Here is a 16,627-nt window from a genome sequence, read left to right as displayed (position 1 = left end):
ATGGTTGAGCAAGGCGTGCTTGCACTATCCAACGTAGTTGCACATCAATAATATTGTCAATAATATTATTAATAATCTTGCCAGCTAGATTTATACCGCCTAGCCTGAGGATCGAGAGCCGTATTTACGGACACCTCCGAGAAGCCGCGAATAAAGTAGAGGAAACCGCAATGAGCCAGAACTTTAAAAACAATAGCAACGGCAATGAGCGTCATGAATCGACATCTGAAGCCCCCACCTTGGGCATGTCCAACCGACTAACCAACTATGGCGATGCAGACTTTTCGCTCTTTCTGCGCAAGGCCTTCATTAAGGGCATGGGTTATACGGATGATGCGCTCTCGCGTCCGGTCATTGGGATTGCCAATACCTACAGTGGCTACAATGCCTGTCATGGCAATGTGCCTGGATTGGTCGAGAGCGTTAAACGTGGCGTCATGCTCGCTGGCGGCTTACCAGTAGACTTTCCCACCATTACTCTTCATGAATCTTTCGCTAACCCCACCAGCATGTACCTGCGTAACCTTATGGCATTGGATACGGAGGAGATGATTCGTGCCCAGCCGATGGATGCCGTGGTGCTGATCGGCGGTTGCGATAAGACCGTACCCGCACAGTTGATGGCCGCCGCTAGCGCTGGTGTTCCAACAGTCCAAGTCGTCACCGGCCCCATGCTCGCTGGCTCACACCGTGGTACGCGCGTCGGAGCCTGCACCGACTGTCGCCGTTACTGGGCCTCCTACCGTGGTAATGACATCGACGAAGCGGAAATTAACGAAGTCAACGACAAGTTGGTCCCTACCGTGGGTACTTGCTCGGTAATGGGCACCGCAAGCACCATGGCCTGCCTAGCCGAGACACTGGGAATAATGCTGCCCAACAGCGCCACCGCCCCGGCTGTCTACGCTGATCGGCAACGCATTGCCGAACAATCAGGCGCGCAGGCTGTAGCACTTGCACACGCGGGCGTTACACCAGATCAAATTCTTACTCCTGAAGCTTTCGAAAATGCCCTGCGCGTACTTCTCTCTTTGGGTGGCTCGACCAATGCGTTGATTCATCTGACCGCTATCGCAGGGCGCTTGGGCATCGACATTGATCTTGAGGCATTTGACCGAATGAGCCAGGAAACCCCTGTACTGATGGATCTCAAACCATCAGGAGAAGGGTACATGGAAGATTTGCATCGGGCAGGCGGCCTGCCCACCTTGTTACGTGAGTTAAAACCGTTGTTACACTTGAGCGCCATGACCATCAATGGCCATACCTTGGGCGAGAACATCGATGCCGCCGTCTATCTCATTGATCAGAAGGTCGTGCGATCCATGCACAGCCCGGTCTACGCCCAGGGTGGTATAGCAGTCTTGCGTGGTAACTTGGCACCGTCTGGCGCCATTATTAAGCAGTCAGCTGCCTCGGCCGATCTTATGACTCACCGCGGTCGTGCTGTCGTGTTCACAGGTCTAGAAGACTTGGCTAACCGTATTGATGACCCGGGTCTGGATGTGCAAGCTGACGACGTGCTAGTACTACAGAACATAGGGCCCAAAGGGGCACCGGGTATGCCAGAAGCGGGTTACATTCCGATTCCCAAGAAACTCGCCGCTCAAGGCGTCAAAGATATGGTTCGCATATCTGACGGGCGCATGAGTGGCACCGCAGCAGGTACTATTGTGCTCCACGTCTCTCCAGAATCCGCTGAGGGTGGCCCGCTTGGGTTGGTACGCGATGGCGATTTCATATCGCTTGATGTTGCTAACAATCAGTTGAACCTAGAAGTGGATAACAAGGTGCTCGATGCTAGACGCCAATCCCTCAAGGGGGAGGAGGGCGGAGCGCCACTGCTGGGCTATCGGCGTCTGTTTATGGAGCAAATCCTTCAAGCCGAACAAGGGTGCGATTTCCGTGCCTGTCGGCCTGAACCTACGTGCCGGATACCAAGACGGAATGAAGCCTGAAAGCGAGTTTGATACACTTATTTTCCTTATGCACCGCAAAGAATGCTGAGAAAGCGATCATGAACCGAACCGCCCAGCCGCCCACTGTAAGTGGCGCCGAGACTCAATCCTCTACACCTGCAAACGGTGTCGATGACATCGTGGCCGCTGTAGAAGAGGACATTGTGCTCGGCCGACTGCACCCGCGTGAGCGGCTGGTCGAAGAGGCCATGATGGAGCGCTTCGACTGCAAGCGACACGTTGTTCGCCAGGCTCTCTTCCAACTCGATACCATCGGTTTAACTGAGCGCATCAAAAACAGAGGTGCTTTCGTCCGGAGTTATCCGCCGGAAGAGGTCGAGGATGTCTACGCTATGCGTGAGATTCTCGAATTAGCTGCAGTGAGTAGACTGCCCCTGCCAGCTCCGCAGGAATGGCTTTCAGAGCTTGAAGATGTTCATCAGCAGCACAGCTCAGCCGTGAATGCTCACGACCTAAGGCAAGTATTCCATATGAACATCGCTTTTCACCGCACCTTATTCAGAGCCTGCGGGAATGAATATTTGTACGCTACTATTAATGAGTTCGCCCAGAAGGCGCATGGCATCCGCTTTATCGCGATTACGGATCGCGATGCTCTGGCTCAAGCCAGAAATGAACACCAATTGATGATTGACGCCATTCGCGACGAAGACCGCGAACGCTTGTCTGACCTGTGTCGCCAGCATCTACTACCTTCCAAAAACCGCTACTTGGCGCTTTATGCTGGCATTAAAGATTAAGTTTCACAGATTTTCCAAACCGTAAAAGCTTTTGTGTCACTTGAATAGGTTGTGAGTGGGTTCGGTTCTGAATTCAGCTAATAAGTGCAGCACCTGTGGTTTCTAGTGCTCCTGAATATTCACCTAAGAACACCTGGGCTGGGGCTCGGTATCCCAGCCGCTTTCTTGGCCCATCGTTTGCGACTTAAAGAGTGTTACAGCGTAAGGGCCTTGGCAGCTGAAACAGGGATAAGCAAAAGCCAAATCAGCCTATCGCTGAAACGCTGCATCGAGGTTGGCCTCGTGCGAAAAGATCGCAAAACCGGCGTGCCGCGTGCGAATGTCAGAGCCCTATTTGATTTTATTGTGCATGGTCTGCGCTACGTATTCCCAGCTAGGCCTGGTGAAATTACGCGTGGAATTGCCACCACTTTTGCAGCACCGGTGTTAAAAGGCCAAATTTACAGTGCGGGTGAGTTGCTATTGGTTTGGCCTGACCCGCGAGGCAATAGTAAAGGTCCGGCGGTAGAGCCGTTGTTCAAAACGGCAACTTACGCTGTACGGCGTGATAAAGAACTTTATGCGATGTTAGCGTTGGTAGATGCCATACGTTTGGGCCATCCCCGTGAAAGCAAAGTGGCCGCTGAACAGCTCTCGCAACATCTGATGACTGGTGCAAGGAGCCAATAATGATCCTGTTTGAGGATCAGCGCGCGATGCTTCGCAAAGTCGCCCAGGCACTCGGGGCAGGGTGGGCTACGCGCACAAGAATGACTGCCACATCTTATTCGTTTTTATCCTGCTGGCAGCACCGGTTTCCATTGAAAGCTCACGGTTACTGACTCAGTCACGGCTAGAGTGCGGCCAGAGTCAGTCCAGCGGCTTTTTCCTAAGCCTAGAACAGCTGTATATAGATAAACCAGAACATCTCAAAGCCACACAAGCGGCCTGAAAACACCGCCAACATCAAAAAATACGCCCCCAAAGCCCGCGTCTGCTTTATCGACACCCTGACGCGCCAGGCGGTCCGTGTTGGCATGAGCCCTGATAGTAAAGGTGGCGCTGTTATTGCCCCCATGATGCTAAAAGGCGATGTGTTGGTGATTACCGCTCAGGACGGCTAAACATTTGACTTCCGGGTTTGGTTTAAGGTGGACGGCGCTTCAGCGCTTGAGATTGTAGTGAGTGGGTCGGCCTTCCCATCATGAGATCAGGGGTGATGCCAGCACCGACACTAGACTATTAGTCTAGCGGGCTTCGTATTACTACGTATATCACTAGGTAGCCACAACCCCTAGCCTAAAGGAGCAATAATAACTAAAGCAGGAGAATGCTCCTTGAATGTGGCCAATTACCTAGCCGTCAATGCCGTTAGGTTTCCTCATCGTATCGCGACTTACCAGGGGGATGTGCCGGCGCTCAGTTACGCTGAGCTGGCTTGCCAAGCCCGGCGCTGGGCAACGTTTTTTGCCCGGCAAGGCTTAGCGCCGGGGGAGCGAGTCGCCCTCTTTCTGCCCAACAGCCCTGTCTATATCGAACTGCTATGCGGCGCCTGGTACGCGGGCCTGGTGGTGGTGCCGGTCAATGCCAAGCTGAGCGTGGCGGAAGTCGGTTACATTGCGGATGATAGCGGCAGCTGCATCGTGTTCTGCGAACGTGATGATGTAGCCCAGGCCCTCACCGACACACTCGTTTTGCCCCCCATGCTGCCGGAAGGTCTTGTTCATGAAGAGAGCTTCGATCGACCGGTTTTCCGTGCCCCTGACGCACCGGCATGGATATTCTATACCAGCGGTACCACGGGCAAGCCGAAGGGCGCGACGCTGACCCATCTCAATCTGGCGGCCATGTCGGCGTGCTATGCGGCCAACATCGAACCGGTGACGGCGCAAAGCAGGCTGGTGCATTTTGCCCCCATGTCCCACGGTTCAGGGCTGTATATCGTGCCTTACCTGATGGCAGGCGGCGCCAATGTCATTCCCGGTTCCTTGAAGTTCTCGGGTGAGAGTTTCGTGTCTACCCTGGCGGGCCATGACCACGTTTCCATGTTCCTGGCCCCCACGATGATCCGTCGCGTGCTGGACTACCTGGCGGCGCACCAGCCTGAGTATAGTGCCGCACATATCGCTACCATCACCTATGGCGGCGGCCCCATGTACGCCAAGGATCTCGAGGAGGCGTTAAGGGTATTCGGGCACCGACTGGTGCAGATCTATGGACAGGGGGAAAGCCCCATGACCATTACCTTCCTGGGCAAGGGGCAGCACCATCAACTGACGCCGCAGTGCTTGAGCGGGGATGCCGAGGGCTCGCCCTTGTTGCCAGTGGGCCAGTCGCATCCTCAGCTCGAAGTCACTATCCAGGATCAGGAGGGTAGCTGCCTGCCCTGCGGCCAAGAGGGGGAAGTCTGTGTGCGTGGCGATATGGTGATGGCGGGCTACTGGAATAACCCTGCCGCGACACAAGAAACGCTGCGTGATGGGTGGCTGCGGACAGGGGATATAGGCCATCTCGACCCGCAGGGTTTTCTCTACCTGACGGATCGCCTGAAGGACGTGATTATCAGCGGTGGCACGAACATCTATCCACGTGAAGTGGAAGAGGTGTTGTTGCAATTTCCCGGGGTCAAAGAAGTGTCCGTGGTGGGGCAGCGTGATGCCGAGTGGGGCGAGGTGGTGATGGCGTTCATCGCCTGCTCGGTCTCGCTCGATACCACGGCGCTCGATCAGTTCTGCCTTAACAGGATGGCGCGTTTCAAACGCCCCAAGTCGTACCATTTCCTCACTGACTTGCCCAAGAATGCCTACGGCAAGATCCTTAAAACCGAGCTGCGCAAGCGGCTCGATGGCGTCACCAGCTAGGGAGTTCGTTCCATGCGTACTTATATCATTGGCACCGGTGGGCACACACGCTTCGGTAAACTCGAGCAGTCGCTCGAACAGCTGATAGGCGAGGCCGCGGTCGAGGCATTGGCATCGGCACAGATGGAGGCAAAGGATATCGATGCTGTCTACATCGGGAATTTTAATAGCGGCATGTGTGATCAGGAGTTTCCGGCATCGCTGGTGCTGAACGCGCTGCCGGACATGCGTTTCAAGCCGACTACCCGGGTAGAGAATGCTTGCGCCAGTGGCTCGGCGGCGTTGCATCAGGCGATCAATCTGATCGAGGGGGGCCTGGCCCGCAATGTGCTGGTGATCGGTGCCGAAAAAATGACCGATGCCGATGCTTCCCGGATCGGTAAAGGGCTATTGGGGGCGAGTTACCAGCCGGAAACCCGGCATCAACGTTCGGGGTTTGCGGGGGTGTTTGCCGATGTGGCGGCCCGCTATTTCGAGGCCTACGGCGACCAGACGGAAGCACTGGCACGTATTGCCGCGAAAAACCATGCCAACGGGGTGCATAACCCTTATGCGCAGCTACAGAAAGACGTGGGCGTGGCGTTCTGTGAGGCTGTATCGGAAAAGAACCCGGTGGTGGCGGCACCGCTGAAGCGTACCGATTGTTCTCCCGTTTCCGATGGGGCGGCGGCGGTGGTGGTCTCGTCCAAGGATGTGGCGGATGCCGCCGCACAAAAGGTGCGTTTCCTTGCGCGCACCCAGGTCACGGATTTCATGCCCATGCAGCAGCGTAATCCGTTAGTCTTCGATGGTGTGACCAGAGCGTGGCAGAACGTGCTGCGCGAGGCCGACATGACGCTCGATTCGCTCTCGTTTGCGGAGGTGCATGATTGCTTCACCATCGCGGAGCTGATGATTTATGAAAGCATGGGCTTGACGCCTTATGGCGAAGGCGCACGCGCCATCAAGGAAGGGTGGGTGATGAAAGATGGCCGATTGCCGGTCAACCCTTCCGGTGGCTTGAAGGCCAAAGGGCATCCGGTCGGTGCCACCGGGGTTTCCATGCATGTCATGGCGGCACGCCAATTGCTGGGTGAAGCGGGCGGGTGCCAGATTGCGGATGCGCATACGGGTGCTGTCTTCAATATGGGCGGTCTGGCGGTGGCCAATTACGCCAGCCTCTTGCAACGTGTCGATTAAGGCCGGGAGCGGACAATGACAATGTCGGCGATGACAAATACAGCAACAAGCTCAACGGTAACAACGCCTCACGCGTCTAGAACCCTGCTGGTCACCGGGGCATTGGGCGGTATCGGGCGTGCGATATGCCACCAATTCGCAGGCCAGGGGGACTCGGTGATCGTTCATGACATCCGCGCTGAAAGCGATACGGTTGTTACCCGGTTCGTCGAGGAACTGCGCCAAGCCGGTGCGCCTGTTGTCCATTACTTTCAAGCGGACTTGAAGCAAATTTCGGCCATTGACGCGCTATTTGCGGATCTCCGTGAAGAAGGGCTGCGGGTCGATATTCTGGTCAATAACGCCGGTATTCAGAAAACGGCTCCCATACAGGAGTTTGATGCGGCCACTTGGTTGGACATTCTAGCGATCAATCTAACGGCGGTTTACCGGTGCATTCAGCACGCGGTTGAGGACATGCGCCATTCAGGATGGGGGCGTATCATCAACCTTTCTTCGGTACATGGGTTGGTGGGTTCCGCCAATAAAGCTGCTTATGTGGCTGCCAAACATGGTGTGGTGGGGCTTACCAAGGTACTGGCACTGGAGACGGCGACCCAGAATATTACGGTCAATGCCATTTCTCCCGGCTGGACGGATACGCCTATTCTGTGGCCCCAGATCCAGCAGCGAATGGCCCTGTTGGGAAGCTCACGGGATGAGGCAGTACACAATCTGGTGACGGAGAAACAGCCTACAGGCCAGTTGGTTCCTCCCGAGCATGTGGCGGCGTTAGTCTATTACCTGGCGGGTGACCAGGCGGCGCATATGACCGGCACCACGCTGCCTATCGATGGGGGGTGGACCTGTCAATGAGCGTGGTATGCCAATAATGGCATGCCCAGATAACAGCGGCGGTGATCAGCGATGAATGCAACGGTGCTAGGCAGAGATCTTCTTCAGGTGGCGTTTGAACATGCGCCTTGTGCCATTGTCGTCACCAGGAACCGTCGTGTGCTGGAGTGCAACCATGCTTTTTGTGATCTCTTTGGTTATGAAAAACAGAAGTTGATCGGCCAGTTGATGTTGAAACTTTATCCTTCTTATGCGGATTTCAAGTCAATCGGTGATCTTCGTTATAAGGATCTTTTGCAGAACAAGAAGTGTATTGATGAACGTTTCATGCGTAATAGCCGCGGAGAAGTTTTCTGGACTAAAACGATAGGTAATACGTTAACCCCCGACGCTCCCTTTGAACTAGCTGTTTGGTCATTCATGAAAATCAATGTGGGCCGGGATAAATCTAATGACTTGACCATGCGCGAACTCGAAGTGTCCAGCTATATAGCGAATGGTCATACTTGCAAGGAAATCGGTAGGATGCTGCATATATCGCATCGGACGGTAGAAGCGCACCGAGCCAAGATAATGAAGAAGCTGGGGTGTCGCAATACCGCTGAATTAGTATCAAAAATCATACAGTTGGAAGATTGAGCATGGGGTGGCCTGGCGTGTTTCAACCCAGTTCAGAGGGGGCTGTAAAACTCCCTACTTGGATACGTAGTACTACGTATACCGTAGCGTACCTGGAGCGGCTAGGATGAGTTATATGATGCTTTGCCAATAATGAATCAATAACACTAAGTATCTATTCCTGCCGAGAAAAACTCGGGTTTTATAATAATGCTAATAAAGCAAAAAGATGTCAGGAGTTAATCATGAAAAGAAGAGACTTCTTGAAGATCAGTGCTGTTTCCATTGGTGGCACGCTGACGCTGACAACGATGCCTAGTACGTTGTTTGCTCAAACAAGCACGCGGCTTAAGTATGATTCTTATGTGACCGAACACGCTTCTCCTTCGGTGTTGGATCGGTGGTTCCTGGAGGAGCTGGAAAAGCGAACCAACGGTGCCGTTGAAATCGATTATTACTGGGCGCAATCGCTCAACAAGGCGGGTGCCCACCTTGATGCCATCAAGCATGGTATTTCGGAAATTTCGTTGATCTCCCCCGGTTATTACCAGAGCGACTTGCCGGTTACCCGTGGCCTCGAGTGGTACTACAAGATGGATCGTGCGGATGCCCTACTGAAGGTGTGCCGCGATGTGTACCAGCGCTATGAGCCGTTGCGGGAGGAGTGGGAAACACGCCATAAATCCAAGGTGCTGTATTGGACGAACTGGTATTACTGCCCGCTGATAACACGCGATCCCATCCACTCGATCGAAGACCTGAAGGGTAAGCGGATTCGAGGTTATGGGGTGGGCACGGATGTGGTGGAAAGCCTGGGAGGGCGTGCCATTCCCATGGCGGCACCGGAGGTCTATTCAGCCCTGGAGCGCGGCGTGCTGGATGGCGCCTACGGCTTTGATTTCATTACCGCAATCAGTTACGCCCTGCATGAAGCCGCGCCGTATATCACCGAAATCGGCGCCGGTCCTCACGGCCCTTCGGCCACGGTGATCGGTATCGATGTCTGGAATCAATTGCCTGATGACGTAAAGCAAGTCATGCAGGAATTGGCCGATGAAATTTACCAGGGCAAGTACCGGGAAATCTATTCGGGCATCGCGGAAGACCGTGTACGCAAGGCAATGGCTGAGGGCGCTCAATTCTCGAAGTGGGACGATGAGCAAATCGATAGGGCGCGTCACCTGGTACAACCCGAGCAGGTCAATAACTGGGTGAATAACGTGGCAAGTGGTGCCGGTATCGATGGCGAGGAAATGCAGGGAATCATCAATGAAGCCATTGAACGCCATGATGGTACCGGGGAGCTGAAGACACCCTACGAGATTTATCAGGATATATCCTGATTCCTGGCGCTACTTCACAAATAGCTGCATTCCACCAGGGCTGCTGAATAGCAGCCCACTGCTTTGTCATGCCGTTGGAGTAACGCACGATGGGTGTATTAGAAAAAACAGACCCAAAACAGGCTGAAGTGAAAAAATTAGCTGCATTACGGAAGATAGAGTCGCGCTTGGCGAGTGTAACAGGCGTCATTGCTGCGGCAGCGCTGCTGTTCATGATGTTGTCTACTGCACTCGATGCAACGTCTCGCAGCTTGTTCAATTTTCCACTACCGGGTGTTTACGAGTTTTCCGAAGTTTCAATGGCAATCATTGTTTACCTGGGCCTGTTATGGGCTCAGCACGACAAAAAACATATCCGTGTGTCGTTGATAAGTGAAAACAGATCTTTTCCGGTCAAGCAGGCGTGGGAAGGGATTGGTTGGTTGTTTGCGGCTATTTTCCTGTTAGCTATTACCGTGCCCACCATAGAGGGGGCTTATAGCTCGTTTCTAGATAAGGAGTTCCGCTGGGGAATCGTTCAGATGCCTATCTGGTGGGTAAAAATTATCGTTGCTTGTGGTCTTCTGCTGGCCTTCATACAAATGACGTTACATTTCATTCTTGCTATCTATTCTTCCTTTGGGGCTGCTGATGAATAATCCTGGCTTGCTTGGCTTGATTTCCGTGGGGCTTATTTTTGTGCTCATGGGGTTGGGTGTCCCTGTGTTCGCAGCCTTGGGTCTGGCGGGTATTGTCGGTATCGTCATGGTTCAGGATCTGAGCTATGTCTATAATGTCCTGCAGAATTTTGCCTTTGATGAAACGGCTGCGTACCTGTTAACCGTCATCCCGTTATTTATCATCATGGGTAACTTTGCCCTTCATGCGGGGGTTGGAAAGTCGCTCTTTCACGTGGCGAAGCGGTGGTGCGGGCATTTACCCGCTGGTTTGGCGATTTCTACGATTCTAACGTGCGCTGGTTTCTCCGCGACATCCGGCTCCAGCGTGGCCACTGCTGCAACGGTAGGCTCCATTTCGTTACCCGAAATGAAGGCGGCCGGCTACGATAAGCGCCTTTCGGCGGGCTGTGTCGCGGCCGGTGGTGTGCTGGGCGTGTTGATCCCCCCGAGTGTATTGTTGGTCTTCTACGCGGCATTGACGGAAGTGTCTGCTGGCAAGATGCTGGTGGCCGGTATTCTGCCAGGCATACTGTCAGTCGCCGTGTTCGTGGCCGGGGTTTTCATCATCTCTGTTCTGAAACCCGATATGTGCCCGAAGGGAGAACGGGTTGGTTGGAAAAAGCGCTTTACCTCGTTGCGCCGCTCTTGGCAGTTACTGGTATTAATCATTGTGGTGCTGGGTAGCATCTATACGGGTTGGGCGACGCCTACCGAGGCAGCCTCGCTTGGGGCGGTCGCTTCCATCCTGTTTCTGCTGGCTTCTCGGCAGGATAGATCGGCCAAGTTACAGTCGATTGGTACCTCTTCGCGTGATGCGGTCAACACGACGGTCATGATCATGATGACCATGCTGGGCGCAGGGGTCTACAGTTTCTTCTTGAGTTTGATCCAGATTCCGCAGTTGATCTCGGGCTGGGTGATCGACTTACCACTTCCCGCTATCGTGATTATCGCGCTGATTCTGCTGCTATATGTCCCCATGGGAATGTTCCTGGATGCCTTTTCCATGTTAGTCATCACCTTGCCTATTCTCTTTCCTGTTGTGACGAGCCTGGGCTTCGATCCCATCTGGTTCGGTATATTGGCGATCAAGATGTGTGAAATCGGCTTGATCACCCCGCCGATAGGGTTGAACGTGTACGTCATTGCTGGACTGGATAAGGATACTTCGCTCACGGATGTCTTTTACGGCGCTTCCTGGTTCATCCTGATGGAAGTCGTGACCATTGTATTTATTTTCTGTTTCCCGTTTATTGCCACTTATCTGCCCAATACAATGTAGGGCTTTATACGCGCGTCTTTTCAGTAATAGGTATCAAAAGCAAGCACATGCGCAAGGAAGACAGAAAGCTAATATTATTTTACATGACTTGATGCAAGAGAAAATTCCTGCCGTTGCTACCCAATGAGCCGGGTTTTGTTGACGCAGCCACCCGACACGCAATAACGGAACAGCGTTTAACCCCGGCTCGTAATGAGTTTGGGCCGATGTTTCTTAACTTGCGAAAAGGGCTGGATCCGAAGCTGCTCCAGTATCGCGTCGGTGACCTGCGTCGGTCGCCGACGCGATTGCTTAGGCCTGATCCAGGCTTGATTCAGATCATCCCCCACTAGCTCCCCAAATTGGAAATACCCCCGGCCGTCACGTGGCAATATCGATTTTGCTAGCATAATTGGCACCAACACGACCCAGGGCGTCAGTAAAGATGCAAAGGCTTTAAAGCGGCCCATTTCCGGGATGGGAAACAGCCACTGGATATAGTCGTGGGTGTGTTCCAGCCAGAAGTAGGGGAGTGCCCAGATGTCTTCTAGTCGACGACGACCCTTATGATCGTGGCCTTCCCCGCGGTAAAACGCGATTAAACACTCATCATTTTCCATTATGCTCCCCGCACTAACGATTCATTGAGCCCATGTAACACCATTTCGCGTACGTGGCGTTCGGTGTCTGGATCAATTCGGGCATCAATTTGTTCTAATGCACGGACATAAGCTGTGGGTAATCCGTGTTCTCGTGCGCCTGCTAACACATGGTGCTTGTACCATGTATAGGGCTGCATGCCAGTAGCGGTGAGCTTGCCAACATATGCCTGTACTTCAAACTGCCCGTCACCAACCAGGTCGGTTACCGTCAGCCAGGTTTCATCGTAAGCAGCGTTGAGCCCTTCATAACGATCCAGCGTCACCTTATGGTGCGAAGCCACTTCCCAGACGACGCCGTAGACAGACGACTGCTCAGATGCCGTTACAATATCGCATTTGCCAGAGCCGTCACCGCCTTGCTGATGAAAGGCTAGGCGATACGCAGGCAGAACGGCGGTGGTCACAAAGCGTGCTGGGATCCTTGCAGCTAAGCGCTGGGTAGACATATTCGAGCCATAAGCAAAACAGAGCACCGTTATATCCTTTTCAATATGTTGGCTTCCATGAACAAGACTTTAATAGGTTTCTTGCGCGACCAGTGTGCGTTGGTAATGCGCGAGTACCTGTTCTGCATTCGCTTTTAGCGTTTCTCGCCACGCCGCAGGAGCCCGTACGTTGATATTGGCGCCCATGGCCATCAGCCACCACAGCGTTTGTTGGTCATCGGGCACCTCGGCTTCTAATTGTTGCCAGTTGCTGTCGGACAGTGGTGTCAGCCGCTGAGTTTCAGACAGTGGGGTCTCACTGAGTAGCCACGCAACTTGTGGCGCTACATGGGCGACAAGTGTGACGGGGGCTTTGCCTTGCAAATAGCCGAACGCTCCACCTGCTATGTAATTGTCTAAGTCAAAGCCGTGCAAAGGTCGCCAGGTCGCTTTACTTAGAGCGGCTGTTTCAATGCGGTGCATGGCGAACTGACGAATATCGTCATAGTCGTCCACTGTCGCAAGTAAATAGGTCACGCTGTGTCGGCTGACTAGCCCTTGAGGATGAAGGGTGAAGTGCTTTTTGGTTTTGGATGTGCGTGACAAGTACACGACATCCACCGGTTTCTGCTCTAGCAGGGCTTGAGAGACGATTTGCCACGTCATTTCATTAAGTGCCGCGGGGATAAGCGCTTTGCCATTGGGGATGGCACGAACTTTCCGGGCCCATTGGCTCAATCCGTTGGAGCTCATCTCATCCAGCAACCGCCTCGCATCCGTAAAGTGCGGCGATAATTGCCCAACGACCACAGGGGGCAGTAATCCTTTTAAATACTCTTCGGCAAGTACCAGCGTCAGCGCGCTCGGCACATCCAGCGCGGGCAGCTGACACTGAAAGTCGCGATCGAAATACCACTGATAGGGCTTCCGGCTATCATCACACCCGATGGGAAACTGCGTCGAGAGTTTTTGGCTCAAATCCCGCTGTAACGACCGAGTATCAATATTAAACCCGCGTTCAGCGAGTTTTTCTTTCAACATAGGAGTCGACATTTTCTTAGGATAACGGGGGATGAGTTGCAGAAGCGTCAAGTAGCGAAAAAGTGTATCGCGCGTATCAGACATAGTGACGCTAATCCTGGCTATAGGAATGAAAGCAGTAAGTTTATCGTGCCTCACAAAACTTAGCGACTCTCTCGGGTAGCGCATCGGGTTCCCGAGCAATCAAATGAGCTCGGCGTCGCCAAAGTCCAGTCATGCGCTGGTTTGGGGTGGCATGGGGGAGGTGCCCCCATAGTGCGGCAGGGTGAATGTCGAGAGGCATTTCAATTGACGTGTTTGGGTGTCCTTCAAGCCATCGATACACCTCCAAAGCGCCGCGGCCAACGCATACGGGAAATAGCAGTGCATTCAAAGGCAGGGGTAAGCCGAGAGCCAACAGCAGGGCGTTGACTTCATGGTCGCACGCTAGGTGCCAACGATGCCGGTTAGCTACTAGAGGAGCGGTTAAATGGCCTGCCACGCAATGCCAAATTAGGTGGGCATGTAAAAAGCGCCGAGATTCATCGGAGAGACTGGCGCTATAACAGGGACAAAAATAGAGATGCCGGCCATCCGTGCTTGCCGTGGCTATTTGTTCCTGCAAAACAGGGGTCAAGATTAAAAATTCGCTGAGCAACTCCATAACAGGCAGTGTTTCTGCCCAATAGGCGCGATCCGCCTGCCACTTCGCCAACTCTTGCTGTGCATCCGCCGTTGCTGAAGATGAACGTACCAACGTATCCATAGCATGCCTTTCCTCAAGGGTGAGGTGTCATAAGCTACGTTAGGGGTGCGACAACTCAAGCCGCATAAAAGCGAAGAATACCCATTGCTGTTTCGATAGCTAAGCTTGAATGGGGAACTGATCTCTCCTGGGTGGTGTACGAGAAGTAAGCTGTAGCTTGGCTCGGCTTTCGCCATGAAGCTGATGCATGATCGCAACCATTCACTAACTGGCTCACACGGTTAAAAACCTCAGGTGGCTTTTGAGCATTTTTAACCTTCAATAGCAAAAGTATTAGTCTTCTGCTCTAGCAGCTAGTTCAATGTAATGATATCCTCATTATTATTAGATTAGATAGCTTATTATTAGTCTCGCATTGCGGCACAGGCTGTCGCAGCCTTCGGTTACTTTCTTGCCATTCCTTTTGTTGCTACTTAGTAAAACAAAGATTTTTGCTTGTTAGCCCTCTAAGCGCCAGACGCCTGTGCTTTTATCCGCGACGGTAAAATGGATTGACTGCCGTGTGAACGCCAATGCAACGAGGGATGTTACATCCTTGCCATCGAATAAAAAGGCCTGCTCCTCTAAAAATAGAGGAGGGAATACAGCTCAGCGAGAAAGATATTCGCGAAAAAAGAATTTGGCATCATGCCAGAGAGACGTGACTAAACCATTCGCGCAATAGAAAAGTGGCTCAAGCCACTCATCAAAAAATGGAACATTAGGGATCATTAAAATGAAAATGCTTAAGTTGACTGCTGCTTTTGCCGCCGTATCACTGGTGACAGGCTGTGCCTCCATCGTTGGAGACAAAGAGCAAGGCATCACGATAAACAGCAGCCCGAGCAATGCCAATGTGTTGATCACCGATGAGCGCTCTATGCAGGTTCACTCGGCTACAACGCCGACGACTGTGCAATTGCGTAAATCTGACGGTAGTTACTTCGGTGGTAAGACTTACAATGTGGAAATCTCCAAAGATGGCTACGAAAGCCGCACTATGATGATTAATTCTAGCCCAAACGGCTGGTTCATTGGGGGCAATCTGATCTTTGGCGGCTTGATCGGTTGGCTGATTGTTGATCCTCTGTCTGGCGCTATGTATAACCTTTCACCTGACATCATCAATGCAACACTTGGTGAGAGTGTTGCTACCAGCGATGACGGTAATTCCGAGATTACGCTTGTTTTGGTTGAAGATGTGCCTAGCCATTTGCTTGATCAAATGGAATATCTCGGCCAAATCTAAGCCATTAACAGCACCGCCTCCGGGCGGTGTTTTTGTACTGTGATTTCAGGAACCAAATACCATGACTCATCGCATATTCGCATTTACTGCCGTTGCTCTTACCGCGGCGCTCTTAACTGGGTGTGGCTCAGTTGGCGTTCAGCCTGTCTCAATGGGGACCGCTAAACCTGCTAATTGTGAATTGAAACAGTACGTCAGTGAGCGCGATATTGAGCGGCCCTACGAAGTTGCCTGTATGATTACGTCTGAAACTGGCACTACGCTAGGGCATGATAAAACAGCCTCTGCCGCTATTAATAATGCGCGTGAGGAGGCTTGCGCGTGTGGCGCAGATGCCATTGTCGTCGAATCCTCCGAGGAAGAAGGAATCACGCTGTTTACCTGGGGGCAGGGAAAAGCACAGCTCAAAGCTGTTCGCTACCAGGATTAAAATAAGCCCGTCTGGTGCGCTAGACGGGGTATTTGCTCTATACATAGGATTTAAAACATGGCGATGAAAAAATGGCAGCCAACTATAGCCCTAGTGTCATGCTTAATATTGCCAGTGGCAGCAACAGCACAAAGCAGCACTGAAGATGAATACACCGGCCGCTTTGGTAAATGTATGGATGCCTCTGGTGGAGTGACTGCCGAAATACTGAGCTGCATTGCTGATGAGTTTGCTACTCAAGATGCGCGTTTGAATGGCGCCTATAGCGATGCCCGACGCGATCTTTCCGAAGAACGCCAGCAAGTGCTGTTAAACGCCCAGCGTCACTGGATCGCCTATCGTGATGCGAATTGCGGCTTCTACTCCACTATCGGTGGCACGCTCGCACAAATAGCCAGCAATGATTGCTTGTTAAGAGAAACCGCCGAGCGCGCTGCCGAGTTGGAAAATATGGTGGGGTGGTAAAGAAAAGAATCTGGCTCGGTACCTGGTTCGAATTATTCCTCAAAAAGCACGCCTTCAAACAGCGTTACGCGCCGCCGTTATGTGTGGAGTATTCCACTGATTATACTGCTCGAAGCTATTATTAATACCTTAGTACATAGCGATTACTCTCAGCGTTAGCCCCATTAGCATTGCATTT

At 52.7% G+C, this 16,627-nt stretch carries 17 protein-coding genes and 1 pseudogene; 13 read left to right on the top strand and 5 right to left on the bottom strand.

What is annotated here, in order from left to right:
* The first annotated feature begins 170 nt into the window (after positions 1-170).
* On the top strand, positions 171-1,958 hold the full coding sequence (locus tag HZS52_RS17635; protein ID WP_190373259.1) for an IlvD/Edd family dehydratase: 1,788 nt from the start codon (positions 171-173) through the stop codon (positions 1,956-1,958).
* 59 nt (positions 1,959-2,017) lie between these two features.
* Positions 2,018-2,719, top strand: coding sequence for a GntR family transcriptional regulator (locus HZS52_RS17630; RefSeq protein WP_027959316.1), 702 nt, complete (start codon positions 2,018-2,020; stop codon positions 2,717-2,719).
* 73 nt (positions 2,720-2,792) lie between these two features.
* Here the strand turns inward: HZS52_RS17630 and HZS52_RS24765 are convergent.
* Positions 2,793-2,897 (bottom strand): annotated as a pseudogene (locus HZS52_RS24765) (IS30 family transposase); the annotation flags it as partial.
* A gap of 32 nt (positions 2,898-2,929) precedes the next feature.
* Here HZS52_RS24765 and HZS52_RS17625 point away from each other — a divergent pair.
* The 8 genes from HZS52_RS17625 (at position 2,930) to HZS52_RS17590 (ending at position 11,474) form a co-directional block, all read left to right on the top strand.
* Positions 2,930-3,388: a hypothetical protein gene (locus HZS52_RS17625; protein ID WP_051430439.1), complete on the top strand. Its 459-nt coding sequence runs from the start codon at positions 2,930-2,932 to the stop codon at positions 3,386-3,388.
* Positions 3,389-4,041: 653 nt separating this feature from the next.
* Complete coding sequence (locus tag HZS52_RS17620) at positions 4,042-5,559, top strand: class I adenylate-forming enzyme family protein (protein ID WP_223828143.1); 1,518 nt, start codon at positions 4,042-4,044, stop codon at positions 5,557-5,559.
* Between the two features lie 12 nt (positions 5,560-5,571).
* The gene (locus HZS52_RS17615; RefSeq protein WP_022523575.1) at positions 5,572-6,738 is read left to right on the top strand and encodes an acetyl-CoA acetyltransferase; all 1,167 of its coding nucleotides are present in this window, start codon (positions 5,572-5,574) and stop codon (positions 6,736-6,738) included.
* A 15-nt stretch (positions 6,739-6,753) separates the two neighbouring features.
* Positions 6,754-7,593: a 3-hydroxybutyrate dehydrogenase gene (locus tag HZS52_RS17610; RefSeq protein ID WP_022523574.1), complete on the top strand. Its 840-nt coding sequence runs from the start codon at positions 6,754-6,756 to the stop codon at positions 7,591-7,593.
* A gap of 51 nt (positions 7,594-7,644) precedes the next feature.
* Positions 7,645-8,211, top strand: coding sequence for a LuxR C-terminal-related transcriptional regulator (locus HZS52_RS17605; protein ID WP_022523573.1), 567 nt, complete (start codon positions 7,645-7,647; stop codon positions 8,209-8,211).
* 224 nt (positions 8,212-8,435) lie between these two features.
* Positions 8,436-9,533 carry a C4-dicarboxylate TRAP transporter substrate-binding protein gene (locus HZS52_RS17600; RefSeq protein WP_022523572.1) on the top strand — a complete coding sequence of 366 codons (1,098 nt, stop codon included), beginning with the start codon at positions 8,436-8,438 and terminating at the stop codon, positions 9,531-9,533.
* A gap of 89 nt (positions 9,534-9,622) precedes the next feature.
* Positions 9,623-10,171 carry a TRAP transporter small permease subunit gene (locus tag HZS52_RS17595; protein WP_190373258.1) on the top strand — a complete coding sequence of 183 codons (549 nt, stop codon included), beginning with the start codon at positions 9,623-9,625 and terminating at the stop codon, positions 10,169-10,171.
* Positions 10,164-11,474, top strand: a complete 1,311-nt coding sequence (locus tag HZS52_RS17590) for a TRAP transporter large permease (RefSeq protein WP_190373257.1) — start codon at positions 10,164-10,166, stop codon at positions 11,472-11,474. Before HZS52_RS17595 ends, HZS52_RS17590 begins: the two co-directional genes overlap by 8 nt.
* 176 nt (positions 11,475-11,650) lie before the next feature.
* Here HZS52_RS17590 and HZS52_RS24480 read toward each other — a convergent pair whose 3' ends face one another.
* The 4 genes from HZS52_RS24480 to HZS52_RS17570 are packed head-to-tail and all read right to left on the bottom strand — an operon-like array spanning position 11,651 to position 14,326.
* Entirely contained in the window at positions 11,651-12,073 is a 423-nt protein-coding gene (locus tag HZS52_RS24480) for an opioid growth factor receptor-related protein (protein WP_223827956.1), read from the bottom strand.
* Complete coding sequence (locus tag HZS52_RS17580) at positions 12,073-12,588, bottom strand: gamma-glutamylcyclotransferase family protein (protein WP_190373256.1); 516 nt, start codon at positions 12,586-12,588, stop codon at positions 12,073-12,075. The genes HZS52_RS24480 and HZS52_RS17580 overlap by 1 nt, the downstream gene beginning before the upstream one ends.
* 42 nt (positions 12,589-12,630) lie before the next feature.
* A complete protein-coding gene (locus tag HZS52_RS17575) occupies positions 12,631-13,665 on the bottom strand; it encodes a helix-turn-helix transcriptional regulator (protein ID WP_138800350.1) in 1,035 nt (344 codons plus the stop codon).
* A gap of 40 nt (positions 13,666-13,705) precedes the next feature.
* Entirely contained in the window at positions 13,706-14,326 is a 621-nt protein-coding gene (locus tag HZS52_RS17570; RefSeq protein WP_133732420.1) for a DUF2201 family putative metallopeptidase, read from the bottom strand.
* A gap of 715 nt (positions 14,327-15,041) precedes the next feature.
* Between HZS52_RS17570 and HZS52_RS17565 the strand changes: the two genes are divergently transcribed.
* The 3 genes from HZS52_RS17565 to HZS52_RS17555 all read left to right on the top strand — a co-directional run bounded on the left by HZS52_RS17565 (position 15,042) and on the right by HZS52_RS17555 (position 16,449).
* Positions 15,042-15,554, top strand: coding sequence for a hypothetical protein (locus HZS52_RS17565; protein WP_223827955.1), 513 nt, complete (start codon positions 15,042-15,044; stop codon positions 15,552-15,554).
* 61 nt (positions 15,555-15,615) lie between these two features.
* Entirely contained in the window at positions 15,616-15,984 is a 369-nt protein-coding gene (locus HZS52_RS17560) for a hypothetical protein (RefSeq protein ID WP_138800352.1), read from the top strand.
* Between the two features lie 57 nt (positions 15,985-16,041).
* Complete coding sequence (locus tag HZS52_RS17555) at positions 16,042-16,449, top strand: lysozyme inhibitor LprI family protein (protein WP_212751682.1); 408 nt, start codon at positions 16,042-16,044, stop codon at positions 16,447-16,449.
* The last annotated feature ends 178 nt before the right edge of the window (positions 16,450-16,627 follow it).

The sequence above is a fragment of the Vreelandella titanicae genome (assembly GCF_014697095.1).
In the GTDB taxonomy this organism is placed as follows: Bacteria; Pseudomonadota; Gammaproteobacteria; order Pseudomonadales; family Halomonadaceae; genus Vreelandella; species Vreelandella titanicae.
Note: the sequence above shows the minus strand (reverse complement) of the source record. Positions and strands in the feature narration are given on the sequence as shown.

Coding starts and splice junctions, on each gene's coding strand:
- HZS52_RS17635 (WP_190373259.1), top strand. CDS start 171: ATGAGCCAGAACTTTAAAAACAATAGCAACGGCAATGAGCGTCATGAA.
- HZS52_RS17630 (WP_027959316.1), top strand. CDS start 2,018: ATGAACCGAACCGCCCAGCCGCCCACTGTAAGTGGCGCCGAGACTCAA.
- HZS52_RS17615 (WP_022523575.1), top strand. CDS start 5,572: ATGCGTACTTATATCATTGGCACCGGTGGGCACACACGCTTCGGTAAA.
- HZS52_RS17610 (WP_022523574.1), top strand. CDS start 6,754: ATGACAATGTCGGCGATGACAAATACAGCAACAAGCTCAACGGTAACA.
- HZS52_RS17605 (WP_022523573.1), top strand. CDS start 7,645: ATGAATGCAACGGTGCTAGGCAGAGATCTTCTTCAGGTGGCGTTTGAA.
- HZS52_RS17600 (WP_022523572.1), top strand. CDS start 8,436: ATGAAAAGAAGAGACTTCTTGAAGATCAGTGCTGTTTCCATTGGTGGC.
- HZS52_RS17595 (WP_190373258.1), top strand. CDS start 9,623: ATGGGTGTATTAGAAAAAACAGACCCAAAACAGGCTGAAGTGAAAAAA.
- HZS52_RS17590 (WP_190373257.1), top strand. CDS start 10,164: ATGAATAATCCTGGCTTGCTTGGCTTGATTTCCGTGGGGCTTATTTTT.
- HZS52_RS24480 (WP_223827956.1), bottom strand. CDS start 12,073: ATGGAAAATGATGAGTGTTTAATCGCGTTTTACCGCGGGGAAGGCCAC.
- HZS52_RS17575 (WP_138800350.1), bottom strand. CDS start 13,665: ATGTCTGATACGCGCGATACACTTTTTCGCTACTTGACGCTTCTGCAA.
- HZS52_RS17570 (WP_133732420.1), bottom strand. CDS start 14,326: ATGGATACGTTGGTACGTTCATCTTCAGCAACGGCGGATGCACAGCAA.
- HZS52_RS17565 (WP_223827955.1), top strand. CDS start 15,042: ATGAAAATGCTTAAGTTGACTGCTGCTTTTGCCGCCGTATCACTGGTG.
- HZS52_RS17560 (WP_138800352.1), top strand. CDS start 15,616: ATGACTCATCGCATATTCGCATTTACTGCCGTTGCTCTTACCGCGGCG.
- HZS52_RS17555 (WP_212751682.1), top strand. CDS start 16,042: ATGGCGATGAAAAAATGGCAGCCAACTATAGCCCTAGTGTCATGCTTA.